Genomic DNA, 18695 nt, shown 5'->3' with positions numbered 1-18695 from the left:
GTTTTTGGACACTTAAGAAATTATTTTATGCTTTTAGCCATTTTTAATAAAATATTTTTATATAATTCTAAATCCTTATTATTTTGATAATCTACATTTAACAGATATATAAAGTTGTTGTCATTCCAAAATACTTGTAAGAAAGTTTCTTTTTCTATATATTTTGCCTTATACCCATTTATAAATATATCTTTAACTTTTGCATTTTCTGTATCTAATATAATAGAATTCGTATCAATTTCAGTACTTGTATATTCTATTCTTATACCTTTTTCATTTTCATATGCAATCATAAAATTATCAACCCTATCTGCTTCTTTGAATCCTTCTGGGATGTATCCTGGTTCTTTAATCTTAAGGTTTTTGATTTCAATATTTTCCTTATTTGAAAATACAAAAGAAGTTAAATCTTCATATACTCTTATTACCAATTCATATAAACGTGTACGCAATGCCTCACTACTCATAGTAATAGTAAATAAACTAGCTAAAACTATTAAAAATACAATAGCTGTTCGTTTTGAATAAAAAATAATCTTATTTGTAAGACTACTTCTTTTTTGCTGCTTAATAAGTTTTTTCATCTTTCGTTCAAAACCTTTTGAAAAAACATGATTTAATTCATCATCTGAAGGAAGGCTGTCAAGAATAATTTTTGTCGCGATTGGGATACTTTCTTGAAGCATATCATCTGTAATATCAAAATCATCTTTTTTATTACTCAATATTTCCAACCTCCATTTCTTCTAATATTTCTTTTAATTTTTTCCTAGCACGTTGAATCCTCTTATATACATTCTCCTCCCCTAAATTTAATGCATTTGCTATTTCTTTATTTGAAAAACCATACTGGAACTTTAAAGAAAGTACTTGAAAGTAACTTTCATTAAGTTTTGCAAGTGCTATAGCTAAATTACTTTCACATACTTTATCTTCTATAGAAAAATTTATCGCCCTGTTTTTATACTCTTCTTCAATATCAGATACTTTTTCCCTTTTTCTTTTTCTGTAAAAGTCTATAGCAATCCTTTCTACTATTATAACGATAAAAGCCTTCGTTCTTGGACTATCTACTTCATCAATTTTATCTATATTTTTAATTATTCTTAGAAAAGCATTATGTACAGCATCTTCTGCTAAATGATCATCCTTTAATATTTTATTGGCCACATAAAACATTATCTGTCTATATTTTTCATATATCTTTTCAAACTTGATTTTATCTTCTTCAAACTCAAGCATTGATAAATAAATTAACATTTATAATTCCTCCAAAGTAAATATCTCGAATCAATATTTTAGAGTCTAATTATAACATATATGCATATATAATTCTATTTAAATAGAGTATTGTTATACCTGTATTTAGAACTAATATTACATGTTTTAAATTATATATTAACTTATAAAATAATTTATTTTTTATATTACTTTATAAATTCTATTATTCTATAAAAAAATAGGTGTTTATTTTTTTATAGAATCTATAGATTGAATTTAAAGTAATGATATTATATAAATATAAATAATTTTATTTAAAGGAGAATCTATATGTTGGAAGTTATAAAAAATAGACGTTCAATAAGAACCTATATAGGTAAAAAAGTAGAAGAAAGCAAAGTAACTGAAATACTAAAATCAGCTATGCAAGCACCATCATCAAAAAACGCTCAACCATGGGAATTTATTGTAGTAGATGATAAATACCTCTTAAAAGAACTATCAGAGTCACAGCATAGAGCAAAGCATATAGAATTCGCACCGCTATGTATAGTAGTACTTGGAAATAGAGATAGATTCTTGAAGCCTGGTAAATGGATGCAAGATTTAGGTGCTTGTACACAGAATTTATTGTTAGAAGCTACAAATCAAGGATTAGCTGCTTGTTGGATAGGTGTTTTTCCTAAAAATAAAGTAGTAAATAAGGTTAGACAAACTCTAGATTTACCAGCAAAATTAGTACCTTATGCCATAGTATCTATAGGATATAGCGAAGAAACAAATGAATTTATAAATAGATTTGATAAAGATAAAATACATATAAATATATATAAAGATAGATAATATTTAGTAATATAAATGAAAATACATAGTAAAAAGGGGGCTTTTATGAATAAAATACTTTCTATGATATTACCAAGCATGATAATACTTGCAATAACTCTATGGGGTCGGGCTGAAAAAAATATATTACTTGGATTATTTTTACTGTTTCCAATCATCTTTGTTATACAAGGGATAATGTATTCAGATTTCAAAAAGGAATTGCTTCTAGGATTCATTTTATCATCTATAGCATTTATAGTACCTGTAAATTTAATGTATAACATGGGAAATTGTATAGATTTATTAATAGTTTATAATATGTTGGGTATTGGAAGTTTCTTAGTTAAAAAGAAAATATCTTCTAGGCATAATTAATCCTTTTCAAATTGATTTTTGCTAATTTTAACAATAATCTTTCATGCATGAATTTCACTTTTATAGATTGTATTTTTTATCTTATCTATAAAATTAATTCTAATATGGTTCAGTTTTTAGTTGACTTCATACAAAAATAGAATATAACTTATATAATAAGTTATATTCTATTTTTTATACTAATTTAAAAATAATTTTAATTATAAATTATTTTCAAATTTATAATATCTTTTTTTATCACATTCAATTACTATTTTTTCTTTAAATTTATAGTTTCTTCATTTCCATTCCAAGATATAATTACTTTATAACTAGATTCTCTATTTGAATAAAGACCTGATCTTTGTATTTTTATTGTCTTTTCTCGGCCTGCTTCTAAAACTTCTCCATTTACAATTACAACTGCATCTTTACCATCTATAAACTCATATGAACAATCGAATTTTTGGTCAAATACTTTTTTACTATCTTTATATTTTATTTCTAATTCTGATCGTTCTTCAGTAGTCACAAACTTAGCTGTCCAATGTTCAGACTCTCCAATAAAAATATTTTCATCATCTGTTTTACTAAATATAAAAAATATAGAGATTGCAAAAACTATAAAAATACCTAAAAAAAGTTTTTTTACCATATCAATCCCTCCTTTAAATAATTACTTGTATTATATCATTAAAATGACTTATTTCTAATATTTTTCTTAATATTCTAAATATTTTCACTTTTTTATTTTATTACAATGAAGTCTATGATATAATTTAAAAAAGGGGTATTTTCCAATAAAAAAGTTATTTTAAACATATTATTAAAATTTTGAAGGTTGTTGATGATTATGAATAAAAAAAATATATTCAATGATATGTTTCTTATTATTTATCCAATTATAATATTAATATCTATGTTTTTTAACTCATTATTACATGAGCAGATAATAAGATTTAATATTAATAAACTTCAAGTTATGGTTTTTATATTAGTTTATTTTTTAATATTTGCATTATTTATATATAAGTTTTTTATAAAAAAAGAGAGTTTTCATATAATATCTTTGATTATAGGCATGTTTTTGATAATAATCATACAAATCCCACAAGTTTTATTAATGATTTCACATAATTTATTCAGTATTGTTTATGGTCAACTTCAATTAGAGATATTTATGTTTGGAACACTTTTAACTTTATATATAGTGATGATTATAATGTATTATAAAAAAAATCATAAAAAAATAAGAGGTTAATACCTCTTGTTTTTTGTTAGATACAAAAACGAACTCTATTACAATTTATATTATATTAAAGTTACAATTATTATAAGTAATCTTGATTTTTTTATGTGAATTTTAAAATTATGTAAAATTGTATCTTCTTATTAATTTTGTGATATAATAAAAGCAAGAAGAACTACAATCTATTTAGCAGTAGAGTGGAGTTCATAATTTTAAAATTAAAACTATTTTTTGCGGAATTTGATTTTTAAATCAAATTCCCAGCCACTCTTTCGCACAGAGTGGCTTTTTACTTTCGCAAATATTTTACTAATTAAGTAAAATATCCAACTAGCAATAATGCCAGCAATTACATTAAGTAAAAATTCATTCATACCAACACCTCCTTTCTTCTGGAGGCTATATCTTTCGTTCGTATGAACTCCACTCTATAGATTATATATTTTATTCTTGCTAAAATTTATTATACCATAATTTGGTACCTAACTAACTTCATTTTAATAATGATTAATAAGTTATATATCAATTATATTTTAATTTATTATATAATTTAATTAATAAATTAAAATATAACTTGTTTAAAAAGTTATTCTATCTTTTTCTTTTTCACATTTATCATAGACTACTTTGAATGCCTTGTATTTTTTCTCATCAGGTTTAATTATTCTTTCAAGAAAAGTAACAGGATTCATATCAAGTATTTGCATTTCTTCTAACTGTTCCTCGGTTAAACTCATTTCTATAAGTTCTACTTCAATTGCATTTTCTTTTGCTTTTAAGTAAGATATTTTATTTCTTAAAATCGAAGAAAATAATTCATAATTTGTTGCAACTATTTTAGAAGAGTTGTCCTTTTTTAAAGCAATTTCTTCTGCTTCTAATAATAGTTTATAATATTTTGGTTCACTAAAATTGTATTCTCCAAATTCTATCTTAAATAGATTTTTCAGTTTATCACTCAGAGAGATTTCTTCTGGTATAAAAAACTCTTTTTTATTTAAGTTTATATTTTTATTTTCAAGCCTTTTTTCAATAACATCTTCTTTATTTTCATATGATGTTTCTATATTTTCCTTTTTCTCTCTTATGGAAAATTCTATTGATTCAACACTTCTACCTTTTCTTATTGGTTTATATTCAACAAATATATCTGACTTCTCATTAATCTGTTCTGTACTCTTTTTTAATACATATTTATCAAGATCATAATATCTTTTGTATTTATCTTGTATTTCTAGAAGTTCTTTAAAGTAATCTAATTTAAAAACTATTCCTTGCCTTGTCCCACTCCATTGTTTTAATAACTCATAAATTCGCATAGCAAAAAAAGTTGTAAAAGAATAAATACTTGCAAAATCTAATTTAGTAAAATTTTCCTCTATTGCTTGTATATATTTAAATATATGCTCGTCTATTATTAGAGTTATTTCGTTATAATCCAAATCCCCTTTTATAGCGTACCATTGAGTTCTTATAAACTGATCTCCTATAATTACACGAGGTTGATTGTTTTGGATTCCTTCAATTAGATTTTTAAACTCCTGTTTAGTTATATTCTTATCTACTATTCCACTATAGTCTTTGTATATAGTATCGAATTTGAAAGAGATCTCTCTTGAAGAATAATTCCTCTTTTGAATTATTTCAAAAAGCTTATAAACAAATTTCTGTTCAGAAGCAGAAAGAGTATATTTTCCTTGTATAAGATTATTGTGTTTTACAAGACTATTGTAGTCTTTAAATATTTCTTTTTTATCATATTTATTATAAATAACTCTTTTTACATTACCCATATATCTTAATACATGCCTCCTTCTTTAGTTTCTATTGAACTACTCCACCTTAACTACCTTCGGTAACGTTTGAATGTGGAGATTCCTATTCGATAGTACTTTTGTACTAAGCATCCATAGGCTCTAAGGGCTGTTCCATCCCCACTAATCTTAATCCTTCTTTTAGTATATTTATGCTGGCATTTATATCTCTGTCATGCTGTGTATTACAGTCTGAACAAACCCACTTTCTAAGTGATAAGTTTTTTACATCTTTATTTCTATGTCCACATACACTACATAACTGACTGGATGGATATGTATTTCCTATTACAGAGATTAATCTTCCATACCAAATAGCTTTATACTCAAGTAATCTTCTAAATTCATACCAACTAGCCTCACTTATTGCACCTGCTAATTTATGATTCTTAATCATATTACTTACTTTCAAATCTTCTAAACAAATTATTTGGTTTTCTCTAATTAGTTTAGTTGATATTCGATGTAAGTAATCTTTTCTTTGATTAGCTATTCTTTCATGTATCTTAGCTATTTTAATTCTTTGCTTATTCCAATTATTACCAAACTTCTTCATCTTTGATAATCTTCTTTGTTCCAGTTTCAATCTATAGTTAGCTTTTTTTAACCATTTAGGATTTTTAGATATGCTTCCATTAGAACATATTGCAAAATCTTTTAATCCCAAATCTATGCCAATATACTTATTAGATTCCTCTAATGGTTTTATGTCAACCTCACAACACATACTAACAAAATATTTACTTGTAGATGTTTTTGATACAGTAGCATTTAATATTCTACCATTTATATTTTGAGTCACTTTAGCCCTAATCCATTTCAATTTTGGTAACTTAATTAAATTACTTTTGATAGTTATATTATTATTTACACACTTACTTTCAAAACTTCTTTTAAGATTTCTCTTACTTTTGAACTTTGGAAAACCTTGTTTATTACCTTTTTTAATTTCTCTAAAGAAGTTCTTATATGCATTATCTAAATCATCAATAGTAGCTTGCAAGCTAGTTGAATCAACTTCTTTAAGCCATTCATATTCTTTTTTAAGTGATGGAAGTTTTTTAATTAAATCATACTTTGAATGTGATTTACCTTCCTTTTCATATCTTTCTTTTTGAAGTGCTAACATGTGATTATACACAAATCTTGAACATCCAAAAGATTTTTCTATCATTTCTTTTTGAGTTTGATTTGGATATATTCTAAATTTAAAAGCTTTCATCTGTATCATTTCTTAACCTCCTTTAGTTTATGTTAGCATATTTCAGGCTCGCATCTCCACCCTACTTACGTTGAGGATGGAGTATTTCGCCTATCTTGGATAAAACAATAATACATTTTTAGTTACAGTTATATATTAACCTATTTTTCACGAAAAATATATTATTTTTCGTTTTTAGTTTCCCAAATGCTCGTTTCTTCATTTTTTGAAATAATTTATTTGAAATTAATTATTAAAAATTTATCTTTAAATATACCAAAATATTGAAATTTAAATGTTTTATAAGACTTTTTATTTTTTATATCTACAAAGATTTTATTTTTTACGCTTTTATCTCAAATTCATAAATTCCCAAACACTCGTCATTAAAAACTCCCAAATGCTCGTTGTTAAATTCCCAAACACTCGTCGTTAAACTCCCAAATACTCGTTGTTAAATTCCCAAACACTCGTCGTTAAATTCCCAAACACTCGTCGTTAAACTCCCAAATACTCGTCGTTAAACTCCCAAATACTCGTCGTAAATTCCCAAGTACTCGTCGTTCGACCTCTGTACATAAGTAATTTCAATGCTTCCAAATCGCCTAAAATAATAAAATATAAAATAAATAAAATGTTTTTAAAATAGAATAGAATAGTAAAGGGGAAAACGTGAATACTTTTCTATTCTGTGCTGCTTATAAAAAATATAAATACCTTTCTTTTATAAATTATCAAGTTATATAAATAATATCTAAATTCTTATTACTTATAAAAACATTTTAGATAAAAGATGCTTCTCTCGAATAAATTTAAAAGGGCTTTTTAAAGAGTTTAAAAACGTCTGTAACGTTTTTAAATAATAAATACAATAATTTACTTTATGATAAGGACAAACTACCTTAAAATGGCAATAAAATGCAATACATTATATATTGGATAATAATAGAGTTATATCTAATTAGACAACTCAATCTTGTTAATGAAAGGTTAATAATTTAAAAAAAGATGTGTTATTGAAAAATCATAAAATATATAACAGTATCTTATCTAAGAGGAACTTAAAAAGGGAGGAAAAGCAATGGATGTTTTTTTTTGGGCATTAATTAAAACATATATAATTCAGATTATCTTGGTTATTTTAGTTTTTTTTATGGCTTTTATACAAAGTAAATTCAAGTTTAAAAATAAGTCTTTAAATTTTATAAAATAAGTTATTTTAATCTCTAATAAATTAAATATATAAAATAAATGCCCTTAAAATCTATTTATTCAGATTATAGGGCATTTATTTTATATAAAAAATGACTAAATTTAAAAACTAGTATACATAAATTTAGTTATTTTTTCTGAAAGTATTTTAGTAAGTTAATAGCTATAATTACAAATGCAAAACAAATATATACTTTAACTAAAGTTGTTAAAATCGGTTGTATGGAAATATTTTTTATTCCTACAAGCCAGATTAAAAGCAAAAGAATAATTGCCACTATATACATACATCCATTTACAATTTTTAATGTATTCTTTTTCATAAATATCATCTCCTATACCCTAATCTTATATATTTGATTTTAACTAAAATTTTACTATCTCAGACACAAAATTTATTTGATAAAAAAAGTTTAGGGCTATGTTCTATAATTTTTTTAGGACACTTAAAAGAGGGGTTTAAAAAGGCTGATTCCCATACAATATTGAGAATCAGCTTTTAACTGTTTCTTAAGTAACATATTTTTACAACCTTAATAAAAGTGCCATTTTTTTCTTTAAATAATGCTTATTACACAGTATATTGGTAAGTGTATGTTCCAAATCTTTGATTAGTACTTGATACAAAAGACCAATTATATTTATAATTTTGTTTTGATCCTGTTGTTGCACGATAAAGTGTTCTATGCAATGTTCCTCCAATAGCATTACTTGCTAATACACTTAAAGCACCTGAACCCATAGCTGCTAGGACACCAGCTGCACCTAGAGTAGCTAGATATACTGCTATTGCACCAGCTACAACAGCAACTGTTGTTCCTTTTGACCAAGAAATTTTATTATGATAAGTGCCTTGAAGTTTCCAATTAAGTTTTGATAAAATATTAGAATTGTTAAGTTGAGGATCGTTTTCAGAAACTGTTTTAACTTCACCTAATTTTTCATTATCTAAATAAAAAGTTGAATTTTTCTCATTGTATGTCAATATGTTTGATACAGAATTAGTTGTGTCTGTAATTAAAATACTTCTTTGACCCTTACTATCATAATAATATTTGTATGTATAATTTATACCTTCAATATTTATATTTTCTGTTGCGTTTTGTGAATACAGATTACTTTCATTTTCACCAGCAAAAACTTTACTAGGAATTACTGTAACTATCATAGCAAGACAAATAGATGTTGCAATACACTGTTTTATTATTTTGTGTCTATTAGAGATTGTAGTAATTGTTGATTTAAACATTTCATTAATTAAATTTAATATTTTATTCATTTGTTTTCCCTCCTGTATTATGTTTACATTTTAAATATAATCATCAAATTTTTTATTATTATCTGATTATGTTTTTTCCATTGCATTTTTTTTTGATAAAAGATTATTATTTCTTTTATTCTTCATGTAAATCCTCCTAACTATAAAAAATTTAAGGTTTTAAATTAACCTTTACATATTAAAACGTACATAAAATAGATTTCTGGACAGAAATTTTAAAAAATTTATATTTTTAAAATTAAATCTTAAAAATATAGTTTTATATTACCTAAATATGATGTAAGTGATGAGGAATATACATATCTAATGATTTTATATGCTTTTTATTAAAAATTATGTGAACACGAAAAATGTCTAAATAAGTATTTATAAAATTTCCAATTTTATGCAAATAAGATTTGATTTAAAAAATAATTTACATAAATATTAATACAGACAATTTCAAAAAAATAATAAAGGTTTTTAAATAATAAAGCTTAAAAAAGAATGGTATAAAAGCTAGGCAATTAAGGACAAGTATCTATTAAATATAACAAAATATATGGGACATACCTAAAAAAAAGTCTTTAGTAGCATGATATTACAGCTTTAGACATTAGATATATACTATAATATGATTGAGGTTATCATAAAATAATTAGAGGGGGAATTAAAATGTCAAAGATGATCAAATGTAAAGCATGTTCAAAAGAGATAGCATCTAATGCTAAATCATGTCCTAATTGTGGGGCTAAAAACAAAAAACCATTTTATAAAAGAGGTTGGTTTATAGTTATAGTAGTATTTGTTTTATTATATGCTATTGGTACTAGTGGAAGTGGTGGAAATGATGATACTGCTAAAGGAAATGATGATGGAACAAATAAAACAGCTAGTGTAGATAAGCCAGAAGAACCTAAGAAAGAAAAATATGAAATAGTTGGAGATATAACATCAGAAACTGATAGTATGGCAACATATATAAAAGGCGTTATTAAAAATAACAGTGGTAATGATATATCATATGCACAAGTAACATTTACTTTATATGATAAAGATGGAAACCAATTAGGTACTGCAATGGATAATATAAATGATCTTAAAAAAGATGGTACTTGGAAATTTAAAGCTATGGGAATGAATACAGATGGAGAAATTGCATCTTATGAGTTATCAGAAATAACTGGTTTCTAGATTAATAAAAAAGATAATTAGAGTAAAATTGTTTTATATTTCTCTACTTAAGTAGAAATGATGGAAAGCTATGAACTATAGAAATGAAACTCTATTTTTCATAGCTTTTTATTAGATAAATAGGTTGTAAATAAGATAATAATAGGAGTGATTTTCAATGCTGATAAATTATTTCGATAGAGGTTATTTTAAACAAATTTATATTACAAGCATTCTTGTGATAATATTTTCGATAATAGGTGCATTCAAAGTAACTTTTCTATTCTTGTTACTTGCAGGTTTTTATCTTGAACAAACATATAAATTTTTAATAAAATATAAAAATAAACTTTATATTTTAATTAGTGATGATGATATTTTGATTGATAATAAATATCTTTTTAGAGGTAAAAATGCTAAAAATCATATAAAATTTGAAGATATAGTAGGTATTAATAAACAAGATAATATTATCGAAATTTTTACGAATGAAAACTCTTATTGTATATATTTGAAGGCTTTAAGCATTGAGAGTGAAGAATATCTAATAAGTAGACTAAAATCATTTTTTTAATACCATATTCTATGTAAAAAATAATATTAATATATTTCATATTAACTAAATAAAAAGGAGCTGTTGCATGAACAATTATAAATTGATGTGTAACAGCTTTCTTTTTTGTGTAGATTAGCTTATTTTTAAGAAATAAGTTTCATTATAAGTGTAACAGATAATGAGGTGCGCGTAATTGATTTGAATTGTATTTGTCTGACCCCATATTCGCTGTTTATTCCGCCAAATAGGTCATCTGTTCCAAACAATTGAATTTGATTGATGGATTTAATAAAATTATAAAAAAAGAAAAGGAGGATACTTTATATGCCAGATTTGAATTTGAGAAAAACTGTTTTAATTGATGCCAAGGCATCGGGCGCTATTGAATTTGATGACTTCCGTGAGTACGAGGAACTCAGATGTACATTTCCTAATGCAATTTTTATTTGCTATGGAGAAGCTATTGATCTTATAGGTACTTGTTATGCCCAGGTTGACTTTCCTATGCATGGAAAATACCGCGGAAATGAAGCACACTTTGAATTTTTGCCTGGAGAACATATTATTAAAATTACAGGAATGATAGCAATGTATTGGAATAAATCGTTTATTTTCAATCTGACTTTTCATACTGATATGGGGCGTGACGTCGGAATAAAAAATCAACAGAACGGGCGAACAGTTCAGGGGAAGCCTTTTACAATTGAATTTGACAAAGGGTATGCTTTGGCGTGTCTATTTGGAAAGACAGCATCACCAATAGAAGGTGGTAAGACTTTACCTAATTACTCATTTTTATCTGCAATAGGAGCCTATCAAAGACGTATAGAATGTATCACACAAGCGGAATTTACTGTCTATGCACAAGGAGTAAAAGCCCCTGTGGCGGAGTGGATGATGGATCACACTGGAGTATGTGCAACAGTCGGTCATTATACACCATCAGGACAATGGGTTGCTGATACTGATACTTATCGTTTTGGTTGTCATGGCAGTGTTCCAGCACCAGAGGCAAGGTATATTGAAACAGGACATGGAAGTTTGGAGGCCGCCATTATACTTGCTTGCGGTGAACCTAATGCGAAAAGAGCTAATAATGATTTTATTACACCAAGTGACGATTGTGGAATTGTTTACTTAAAGGATGGTGTATGCCATCAAATGACGAATCGCCTGATGTCAGTTACCGGAAAGGTTTTTCCTGCTGATAAAGTTTGGTGTTCCAAGTATAGCATTTGGAAATTCGGTTTATTCGGATATGGATGGACTGAATGGAGAAATTCCTGTTATTCTAAATTTGATGAAGTGTATCTTGCTGAGAAGTTTGAAGAAAATGTAAGTGCCGCTACTTTGATGTCTTCAACTGACGATCCATTGACTCAAAAACTGATATCTTTAGAGGACAAGGGTCATCAACTGGATATTGCGATTATAGAGCGTACCAAAGTGATGTTGGAAGACTGCTTTGGAAGTAATCTGAGTAAAGAAAAGACAAATTCATTGATTCAAGTTGCTTCTCAGCAAAATAAAAGTATAGATTTATTAGAAGAAATGGACGAAGAAGAAAAGAGTAAAGTCTTTGTAGAAGAAATGAAGAGTACACTTCGAGCTTTCAATGAAATTTTAGGTGCAGAGGATTTCAAAAAATTCTTTTATGTATCTCTGGATGAAATTTTAAATAAGTAGAATCAAATAAAAATGGACTAGATAAGAATCTGGTTACACAGTATACTTTCAAGGTTCGGGAACAAAAAAACAGAGTGTATCCCGTTTGAGGTTTGGGTGAGCTACACTCTGTTTTTAACAAAATTATAATTACGATATTGAATTCGATAGAGGCTATTCAAGCTAAAGACTGTAAAAGCCTTCCAGTAGGAATGAGGATTCTTCTATGAAAGATATCTTCTTGCCCCAAAGATGATGAGTGACATTTCTTACGAGTTTCAAAGTAGCAAAAATATTTAAACTATTTGCAAAGAAATCTAATCTGCGACAAAATAGTAATTGAAATATTTAATCAGAAGGAGGGTGTTCAATGGAATTGACAATGGAAAATGTGGCGGAGTACACTGAGTATATGCTTCGTGAATATTATCACCTCAACACAGAGCCGTTCTTTTCTGCATTGGATACTGATGTCATGTGGATTGGTCCAGGCAATTTGTTCGTGTTTGGTGAGGCGGCAGTAAAAAGTTACTTCAAAGATGGATTTATCATGCCGAATATAGAGATGGAGAATACTGAATTTTATGAGCTACAGCCCGAAAAAGACAGCAGTATCGTAGTCGGGCGTTTTTCCTGTCACACCGAACAGGACGCTGATAAAGTGGCAGCGGCCAATCAAAGAGTGACGATTCATTTTAGACAGTACAGCGAAAAAAAGAGTGTAAAAATAACACATATGCATGTATCAAACGAGTGGAACGAGTTGGTGGATGACGAGGTCTTTCCTTTCAAGGTCAGCGTACAAACGTATCGCTATGTACAAAAGCTGGTGACGGAAAGTGGTGTGAAAAAGTGGTACAAAAAAATAGAACTGCGCAACGACATGGGTCTACAGTATATTGATCCAAATATGGTAGTATATGCGGAAGCGATTGGTAAGTATACAGTCGTTCATTTTGTGGACAAGATAGTAACGATTAAACGGCTTATAGGCGAAGTAGCGCTATTATTCCCGGAAATCTTTTGTAGGCCACACAGGGGGTATCTGGTTAACTGTGAATTCATTGTCTCTGTGGAACGCTATAGAATTACCATGGTTACAGGCACAATGATTCCCATCCCAGAAAAAAGATATTTTAAGGTGCGGGAGGAAATTGCTGCGATTATGCAAAAGGTATGACACTTTAAAGAGGAGCATTTGGAATAAAAAATAACATATAAAAATCCAAAAAGGAGTTGAATTTAAAATTTGATTAGAAAAAAATCAATTTTAAGGCAACCCCTTTTTTACAATTAAAATTTAAAAATAACTTATTAATCGAATCATATTGTATTTATGTGGATTTGTTTGATGCTGGTTTTTGTTTTCGGCATTTCAATGTGATAACCAAGCTCCTATACTTTCAAGAGTTAGTGGTCTATGTTGATTATCCTATTCTCAAAATCTATATTCATTTCATTTGGTTCACAAAGTTTAAAAATGTGAAGCCCTATTCCTAACAACATGAGAATATAATTTAGTGCTCTTCTTGACAAGTGAGCAGTTGTTAACTATAATTATAGTTAACGATTGCTCACTACATTTATTTATGGAGGTTATTATGCCAAAAAATGAAACACGTGATACAAAGAAAGTTATTTTAAAAGTTGCACTAAAATTATTTTCTGAACGAGGCTATGATGGGGTTGGTATCCGCGACATATCAAAAGAAATCGGAATAAGGGAAAGTGCACTTTATAAGCATTACAGTGGAAAGCAAGATATTTTTGACTCAATTCTCAAAGACATTGAGCATCGTTATCAAGAAGAATTTTCTACTATTCTCCCTGAAAACATGACCAATATTTTCTCAGAAGAAAATGATGTAAGAGAGGAATTATTCCGTATTAGCATTACAATGTTTAATTTCTATCTCAAAACGGAGTATGGTTCTCAACTGCGTAGAATGTTGACATTAGAACAGTATAGAACTTCTGAAGCAGGTAAGTTTTTTAGGGAATTGATAATAGATAAAGGTTTAGATTATATATCAGGTGTGTTCACTAGTTTAATAAATGATGGAGTTTATATTGATGCTGACCCAATGGTAATGGCCTTGCAGTTTTATTCACCTTTATATTTGCTGTTATCAAAATACGACAATCAGCCTGAAAAACACGAGGAAGCGATATCCTTTTTAGAAAAACATATTATGATATTCAATAAAATCTATTTGAAGGGGTGATAAACGATGAAAGGAATTGGAATATTGGTAGCAGAGTGGTTTATAACTGGTTTAATTGTTTATGCAGGACTATCTGGTAAGCAAATATTATTTATTAATGGACCTAGATCAGCTGTTATTACTTTGGGAACAATCGGATTTGCAATGTGCATGATTATGCCAACAATCGGTAAATTTATCAGCAATTCACCTGCTCACCCACTCACAATTATGGGGTATATTTTTGGTGCAATAGCATTACTAACCACAGTAACTCAAATATTCAAATGGAATATTCCTATCATCTATGACCCAAAAACTGCACTTTTTGTAGTTGCTGGATGCATTGTCATAAAGTCAATTATTGGCAGGTTTGCACTGTTTATAGTTAAATAAATGGCTGTAACGCTTTTAAATAATAATCTTAAAGATTTACTGTTTTATATTAACTAAGTGGAAAACATAGTGGTTTAAAACCACTATGTTTTTATATAAAGTAAAAATAGAAATATAAATTAAGAAAGAAGTACATATATAAGTTATAAAATAAATTAAATAATAAGTTTTATAAAATGCATATATAATTTTAAATAATTTTGTTTCTCTATATTTAGTTCATTTAATAAACGAAAATTTTTATTAGATAAATTATGCTATAATAAATATATAAATATGCAGTGTGTGATATTTTGAAAATAAACGTTATAATGATTGTAAACACTGAGTTACAATATGCTTTTTAAAAATATCAAAAAACACTATTTTGCGCTCACTGCAAATTTATATATTTTCTGTATCTGAAAGTATTGAAAATGTCCAGTTTATTTTGGGCTTTTATATCAACTAAGTGGTATGTAAATAATACATATTCTCTTGTTTCAGAATCAACTTCATAGGTTTTATATTAACTAAGTGGTATGTAAATTGTAGTAACCATTCTTCATTTAAATTTAAAATATCGCGTTTTATATTAACTAAGTGGAAAATAGAGTAGTTTCAAGCTACTCTATTTTTATTTAAAGTAAAAAATGAGAAATAAAAGTATAATAAAATAGAGAATCAAATATAATTATCTGGTTCTCTACTTATCTTCTTCCCAATCCTCGATAAACTTTTCTAAACTTTTTAATTTATTTTCAGATACTTCTTCATCATCATGTAATGCACTTATAAAACTTTCAAATGAATTTTTATGAAAGAAACTAAAGAAACTCTTAGTTTCAACTTTCAAATACTCTTCTTTTTCTATTAATGCTTTGTAATATGTAAATCTATCTTTTTTAACAACTTCTAAAAAACCTCTACTAGTTAATCTTCTCAAAAAAGTCAGCATAGTTGACTTTTTCCATTCATATTTCTCACCTAACGTTCTCAAAATTTCAGTAGATGCAACTTCTTCATCTTCACTATCCCAAATAAACATCATTACTAGAAATTCTGATTCTGGTATCTTTTTTATATTCATAAATTACACCTCGCTTTCAAAAGTATATCTAAAATACTATAACAATAGAGTTGACTATACAATACTAAATATCTAAAAACATTATTAAAATTTTTTCCAATTAATTTTTCTTTAAAAAAAATTTAAGAAAGAGTAAAAAAAATAAAATATTATCATAATTTATCAATATAAAAAGAAATATAATTATAAATTTTTATTTTTATGTATTGATAGTATGCAATTCTATTTTTGTAAAATTAAATTTTAAAAAAATATTTAAATGAGTAAGATTTAACATTTGCTTAATGTTGAATGAGGTGTTACAATTGTAACATAAAGAGGAGATATATCGAAATAATACATATAAAACTACATACGTAAAATACTTTTAAAATAATCACAATTTTACTTTCAGATCTTAAACTCATCTTAGGACATGACATATACAATCAAAATATAAACTATATCAGTTTTAAAAAAACTTAAAAATTGAAGAAAGGAGTCTGTTGTTTTTCAGAAGTGGAGTAATTGCAAGAATATAAATCAGAATATTTTGAAAACAGGGGGCAATTTATGGGAGATTTAGAAAAGGAAAAATATGAAATAATTGAAATTATAAAAAAACTAAATATTGATAAAGATAAAAGGAATTTATTGATGATAAAAAATTATATCATTGGCCTTTTAAAAAAATAGAAGAATAGCAATTACTATTCTTCTATTTCTAATAAAGAATCTATCATTTTATCAAATACAGTTAGATATTTTTTATTCAATTTGAACATTTTAGTTATGATTTCTCTTTCTACTTTATTTTCTATTTTACTTAGTTCACCAACTAAATGAGCAAATTGTTCATCTAATTCTTTGATACAAAACATTTCTCCAATTCCATTTTTAAGCCAATTTTCAGACACACTCCAAACTTTACAAATATCATTTAAAGTTCTTTCACTTGTATTTCTTTTACCATTCTCAATCAGAGATATTGTGTTTCTTTTTAAATTTAGTTTATTAGCAAACTCCTCTTGACTTAGATTGAGATTTAATCTCAGCTCTCTTATTCTTTTGTTTTCTAATTTTATTTCATCTATCATTATTATCCCTCCATATGAACATTATATTTTAATGATGCTTACAAGTCAACAAAAAATAAAAGGTGAAGTATTACAAAATAGTTGACTTGTAAGCAAATATATAATATAATTGTATTACAAAATCAACAAAAAAGAGGTGGTTAAAATGACAGATATAAATAAGATTAGAGAAGAAATATATGGAAAGTTAGAATTACTTAGTCATGCAAAACTAAAATTAGCATTAAGCAAAATAGACATATTAAAAGAAATTCAAGACATTGAAGATATAAATAATATACAAAATCAAAGGAGTGATAAATTTGAAAATCTCAGATTTTAATAGAAAGCAGATAGGAAAAGCTATTCAATTGCAAGATGTAAGATTTAGCACAAAAACCGATTGCATTATTGTAGAAATAGAAAAGAATGAAATATTAGTTATGCATTACGAAAAAGAAATAGAGGAAATAATATACAAGGCTATAAGCGAAGAGGATTTAATATTCAATGATTACAAATTCGAATTATTGTCTTAAAAATAACTTAGCATGAAGGAGGTGTAGATTTTGGAACTTCTGAAAGATTCTAGAAAAAAAGAGTGGTTTTGGATAGAAAATTCGCTTATAGATAATTTAGACTTATCTACATATGAAAAGATGATTTATATAGTATTAGTTAGACATCTAGATGATGAAAGCACATGTTTTCCAAAAAAAAGCACTATAGCTAAAGAGGCAGGTTGTAGTGAAGCAACTGTAAAAAGAACTATCAATAGTTTGGAAGAAAAAAAGTTAATAAAAAGAGTATTTAGAAAGGATAAAAAAACAGGAATCAACACTAGTAATTTATATTATGTAGCTAGCTCGAAACTAGGGGCTCACACAGAGCCTAGGTTCACACAGAACCCGGGGGGGGCTCACACAGAGCCTAGGGGGGGCTCTGACAGACCCGCAAACAATACACATATTAACAATACCCAATTAACTAATAATATATATAGTCCTGCAGAGCAAAAAGAAGGTAAAACAAATGACAAAGTGATACATAAAAGAATTATTGATTATTTGAATGAAAAAGTAGATAAATCCTTTAAGAGTACGACTAAAAAAACAAGAGACTTAATTAATGCGAGACTAAAAGAAGGGTTTGTTGAAGAAGATTTCTACAAAGTAATAGATAATAAAGTCCACACATGGTTAGAAGATGATAAAATGAACGTCTATTTACGCCCTGAGACGATCTTTGGCAACAAGTTTGAGTCTTACTTAAATGAAGTGCCACGGATGGCTAAAAATGGAAATGAGAGTGTCAAACAAAATAAAGAAGTGAGTAAAAATAAATTTGCCAATTTTGAACAAACATTTACTCAGTATAGTAACAAAGAGTTAGATGAAATTATAAAGAAAAGTCAAAAGGCGAAATTTGAAAAATGAGAGGTGC

At 26.9% G+C, this 18695-nt stretch carries 22 protein-coding genes; 12 read left to right on the top strand and 10 right to left on the bottom strand.

Annotated features, from left to right (window positions below):
- Positions 1-20 precede the first annotated feature (20 nt).
- Both IC219_RS18670 and IC219_RS18665 read right to left on the bottom strand, forming a co-directional pair.
- Positions 21-725 carry a DUF4367 domain-containing protein gene (locus tag IC219_RS18670; RefSeq protein ID WP_227437162.1) on the bottom strand — a complete coding sequence of 235 codons (705 nt, stop codon included), beginning with the start codon at positions 723-725 and terminating at the stop codon, positions 21-23.
- On the bottom strand, positions 718-1260 hold the full coding sequence (locus IC219_RS18665) for an RNA polymerase sigma factor (protein ID WP_227437164.1): 543 nt from the start codon (positions 1258-1260) through the stop codon (positions 718-720). Before IC219_RS18665 ends, IC219_RS18670 begins: the two co-directional genes overlap by 8 nt.
- Positions 1261-1551: 291 nt before the next feature.
- Here IC219_RS18665 and IC219_RS18660 point away from each other — a divergent pair, with 291 nt between their 5' ends.
- Entirely contained in the window at positions 1552-2064 is a 513-nt protein-coding gene (locus IC219_RS18660) for a nitroreductase family protein (protein ID WP_227831786.1), read from the top strand.
- A gap of 45 nt (positions 2065-2109) precedes the next feature.
- Positions 2110-2421, top strand: a complete 312-nt coding sequence (locus tag IC219_RS18655) for a hypothetical protein (protein WP_227831785.1) — start codon at positions 2110-2112, stop codon at positions 2419-2421.
- A gap of 250 nt (positions 2422-2671) precedes the next feature.
- Here the strand turns inward: IC219_RS18655 and IC219_RS18650 are convergent, their stop codons facing one another.
- From IC219_RS18650 to IC219_RS18625, 6 genes are all read right to left on the bottom strand, one after another.
- Positions 2672-3055: a hypothetical protein gene (locus tag IC219_RS18650; protein WP_227829911.1), complete on the bottom strand. Its 384-nt coding sequence runs from the start codon at positions 3053-3055 to the stop codon at positions 2672-2674.
- An 818-nt stretch (positions 3056-3873) separates the two neighbouring features.
- Complete coding sequence (locus tag IC219_RS18645; RefSeq protein WP_227829910.1) at positions 3874-4023, bottom strand: type I toxin-antitoxin system toxin; 150 nt, start codon at positions 4021-4023, stop codon at positions 3874-3876.
- A 204-nt stretch (positions 4024-4227) separates the two neighbouring features.
- The gene (locus IC219_RS18640) at positions 4228-5442 is read right to left on the bottom strand and encodes a replication initiation protein (RefSeq protein WP_227437176.1); all 1215 of its coding nucleotides are present in this window, start codon (positions 5440-5442) and stop codon (positions 4228-4230) included.
- A 106-nt stretch (positions 5443-5548) separates the two neighbouring features.
- Positions 5549-6694: an IS200/IS605 family element RNA-guided endonuclease TnpB gene (tnpB, locus tag IC219_RS18635; RefSeq protein WP_227831784.1), complete on the bottom strand. Its 1146-nt coding sequence runs from the start codon at positions 6692-6694 to the stop codon at positions 5549-5551.
- Between the two features lie 1310 nt (positions 6695-8004).
- Positions 8005-8199 (bottom strand): hypothetical protein, encoded by a 195-nt coding sequence (locus IC219_RS18630; RefSeq protein WP_227829909.1) that lies wholly within the window; start codon positions 8197-8199, stop codon positions 8005-8007.
- Positions 8200-8447: 248 nt separating this feature from the next.
- A complete protein-coding gene (locus IC219_RS18625) occupies positions 8448-9155 on the bottom strand; it encodes a hypothetical protein (protein WP_227831826.1) in 708 nt (235 codons plus the stop codon).
- Positions 9156-9809: 654 nt separating this feature from the next.
- On the opposite strand from IC219_RS18625, the gene IC219_RS18620 reads away from it, so the two are divergent.
- From IC219_RS18620 to IC219_RS18595, 6 genes are all read left to right on the top strand, one after another.
- Entirely contained in the window at positions 9810-10328 is a 519-nt protein-coding gene (locus tag IC219_RS18620) for an FxLYD domain-containing protein (protein WP_227831825.1), read from the top strand.
- A 157-nt stretch (positions 10329-10485) separates the two neighbouring features.
- Positions 10486-10881 carry a hypothetical protein gene (locus tag IC219_RS18615; protein WP_227831824.1) on the top strand — a complete coding sequence of 132 codons (396 nt, stop codon included), beginning with the start codon at positions 10486-10488 and terminating at the stop codon, positions 10879-10881.
- Positions 10882-11187: 306 nt separating this feature from the next.
- Positions 11188-12549 (top strand): jacalin-like lectin, encoded by a 1362-nt coding sequence (locus IC219_RS18610; protein WP_227831823.1) that lies wholly within the window; start codon positions 11188-11190, stop codon positions 12547-12549.
- A 349-nt stretch (positions 12550-12898) separates the two neighbouring features.
- Positions 12899-13708, top strand: coding sequence for a LytTR family DNA-binding domain-containing protein (locus tag IC219_RS18605; protein WP_227831822.1), 810 nt, complete (start codon positions 12899-12901; stop codon positions 13706-13708).
- Between the two features lie 421 nt (positions 13709-14129).
- Entirely contained in the window at positions 14130-14753 is a 624-nt protein-coding gene (locus tag IC219_RS18600) for a TetR/AcrR family transcriptional regulator (protein WP_227831821.1), read from the top strand.
- A 6-nt stretch (positions 14754-14759) separates the two neighbouring features.
- Positions 14760-15128: a hypothetical protein gene (locus IC219_RS18595; RefSeq protein ID WP_227831820.1), complete on the top strand. Its 369-nt coding sequence runs from the start codon at positions 14760-14762 to the stop codon at positions 15126-15128.
- A gap of 685 nt (positions 15129-15813) precedes the next feature.
- On the opposite strand, the gene IC219_RS18590 is transcribed toward IC219_RS18595, so the two are convergent.
- Positions 15814-16197 carry a BlaI/MecI/CopY family transcriptional regulator gene (locus IC219_RS18590; protein ID WP_227831819.1) on the bottom strand — a complete coding sequence of 128 codons (384 nt, stop codon included), beginning with the start codon at positions 16195-16197 and terminating at the stop codon, positions 15814-15816.
- A 552-nt stretch (positions 16198-16749) separates the two neighbouring features.
- Here IC219_RS18590 and IC219_RS21850 point away from each other — a divergent pair.
- Positions 16750-16872 (top strand): hypothetical protein, encoded by a 123-nt coding sequence (locus tag IC219_RS21850; protein WP_255613047.1) that lies wholly within the window; start codon positions 16750-16752, stop codon positions 16870-16872.
- Positions 16873-16886: 14 nt separating this feature from the next.
- Here the strand turns inward: IC219_RS21850 and IC219_RS18585 are convergent, their stop codons facing one another.
- The gene (locus tag IC219_RS18585) at positions 16887-17273 is read right to left on the bottom strand and encodes a helix-turn-helix domain-containing protein (RefSeq protein ID WP_227831818.1); all 387 of its coding nucleotides are present in this window, start codon (positions 17271-17273) and stop codon (positions 16887-16889) included.
- Between the two features lie 145 nt (positions 17274-17418).
- On the opposite strand from IC219_RS18585, the gene IC219_RS18580 reads away from it, so the two are divergent.
- From IC219_RS18580 to IC219_RS18570, 3 genes are read left to right on the top strand one after another with little or no spacing between them, the layout of a single operon-like run.
- Complete coding sequence (locus IC219_RS18580) at positions 17419-17595, top strand: hypothetical protein (RefSeq protein WP_227831817.1); 177 nt, start codon at positions 17419-17421, stop codon at positions 17593-17595.
- Positions 17576-17791, top strand: a complete 216-nt coding sequence (locus IC219_RS18575) for a hypothetical protein (RefSeq protein WP_227831816.1) — start codon at positions 17576-17578, stop codon at positions 17789-17791. The genes IC219_RS18580 and IC219_RS18575 overlap by 20 nt, the downstream gene beginning before the upstream one ends.
- A gap of 30 nt (positions 17792-17821) precedes the next feature.
- Positions 17822-18688 carry a conserved phage C-terminal domain-containing protein gene (locus IC219_RS18570; protein WP_227853369.1) on the top strand — a complete coding sequence of 289 codons (867 nt, stop codon included), beginning with the start codon at positions 17822-17824 and terminating at the stop codon, positions 18686-18688.
- Positions 18689-18695: the final 7 nt, after the last annotated feature.

Origin of the sequence: Clostridioides sp. ES-W-0018-02 (assembly GCF_020658175.1) — a bacterium.
Lineage (GTDB): Bacteria > Bacillota > Clostridia > Peptostreptococcales > Peptostreptococcaceae > Clostridioides.
Note: the sequence above shows the minus strand (reverse complement) of the source record. Positions and strands in the feature narration are given on the sequence as shown.

Coding starts and splice junctions, on each gene's coding strand:
- IC219_RS18665 (WP_227437164.1), bottom strand. CDS start 1,260: ATGTTAATTTATTTATCAATGCTTGAGTTTGAAGAAGATAAAATCAAG.
- IC219_RS18660 (WP_227831786.1), top strand. CDS start 1,552: ATGTTGGAAGTTATAAAAAATAGACGTTCAATAAGAACCTATATAGGT.
- IC219_RS18655 (WP_227831785.1), top strand. CDS start 2,110: ATGAATAAAATACTTTCTATGATATTACCAAGCATGATAATACTTGCA.
- IC219_RS18650 (WP_227829911.1), bottom strand. CDS start 3,055: ATGGTAAAAAAACTTTTTTTAGGTATTTTTATAGTTTTTGCAATCTCT.
- IC219_RS18645 (WP_227829910.1), bottom strand. CDS start 4,023: ATGAATGAATTTTTACTTAATGTAATTGCTGGCATTATTGCTAGTTGG.
- IC219_RS18640 (WP_227437176.1), bottom strand. CDS start 5,442: ATGGGTAATGTAAAAAGAGTTATTTATAATAAATATGATAAAAAAGAA.
- tnpB (WP_227831784.1), bottom strand. CDS start 6,694: ATGATACAGATGAAAGCTTTTAAATTTAGAATATATCCAAATCAAACT.
- IC219_RS18630 (WP_227829909.1), bottom strand. CDS start 8,199: ATGAAAAAGAATACATTAAAAATTGTAAATGGATGTATGTATATAGTG.
- IC219_RS18625 (WP_227831826.1), bottom strand. CDS start 9,155: ATGAATAAAATATTAAATTTAATTAATGAAATGTTTAAATCAACAATT.
- IC219_RS18620 (WP_227831825.1), top strand. CDS start 9,810: ATGTCAAAGATGATCAAATGTAAAGCATGTTCAAAAGAGATAGCATCT.
- IC219_RS18615 (WP_227831824.1), top strand. CDS start 10,486: ATGCTGATAAATTATTTCGATAGAGGTTATTTTAAACAAATTTATATT.
- IC219_RS18610 (WP_227831823.1), top strand. CDS start 11,188: ATGCCAGATTTGAATTTGAGAAAAACTGTTTTAATTGATGCCAAGGCA.
- IC219_RS18605 (WP_227831822.1), top strand. CDS start 12,899: ATGGAATTGACAATGGAAAATGTGGCGGAGTACACTGAGTATATGCTT.
- IC219_RS18600 (WP_227831821.1), top strand. CDS start 14,130: ATGCCAAAAAATGAAACACGTGATACAAAGAAAGTTATTTTAAAAGTT.
- IC219_RS18595 (WP_227831820.1), top strand. CDS start 14,760: ATGAAAGGAATTGGAATATTGGTAGCAGAGTGGTTTATAACTGGTTTA.
- IC219_RS18590 (WP_227831819.1), bottom strand. CDS start 16,197: ATGAATATAAAAAAGATACCAGAATCAGAATTTCTAGTAATGATGTTT.
- IC219_RS21850 (WP_255613047.1), top strand. CDS start 16,750: ATGGGAGATTTAGAAAAGGAAAAATATGAAATAATTGAAATTATAAAA.
- IC219_RS18585 (WP_227831818.1), bottom strand. CDS start 17,273: ATGATAGATGAAATAAAATTAGAAAACAAAAGAATAAGAGAGCTGAGA.
- IC219_RS18580 (WP_227831817.1), top strand. CDS start 17,419: ATGACAGATATAAATAAGATTAGAGAAGAAATATATGGAAAGTTAGAA.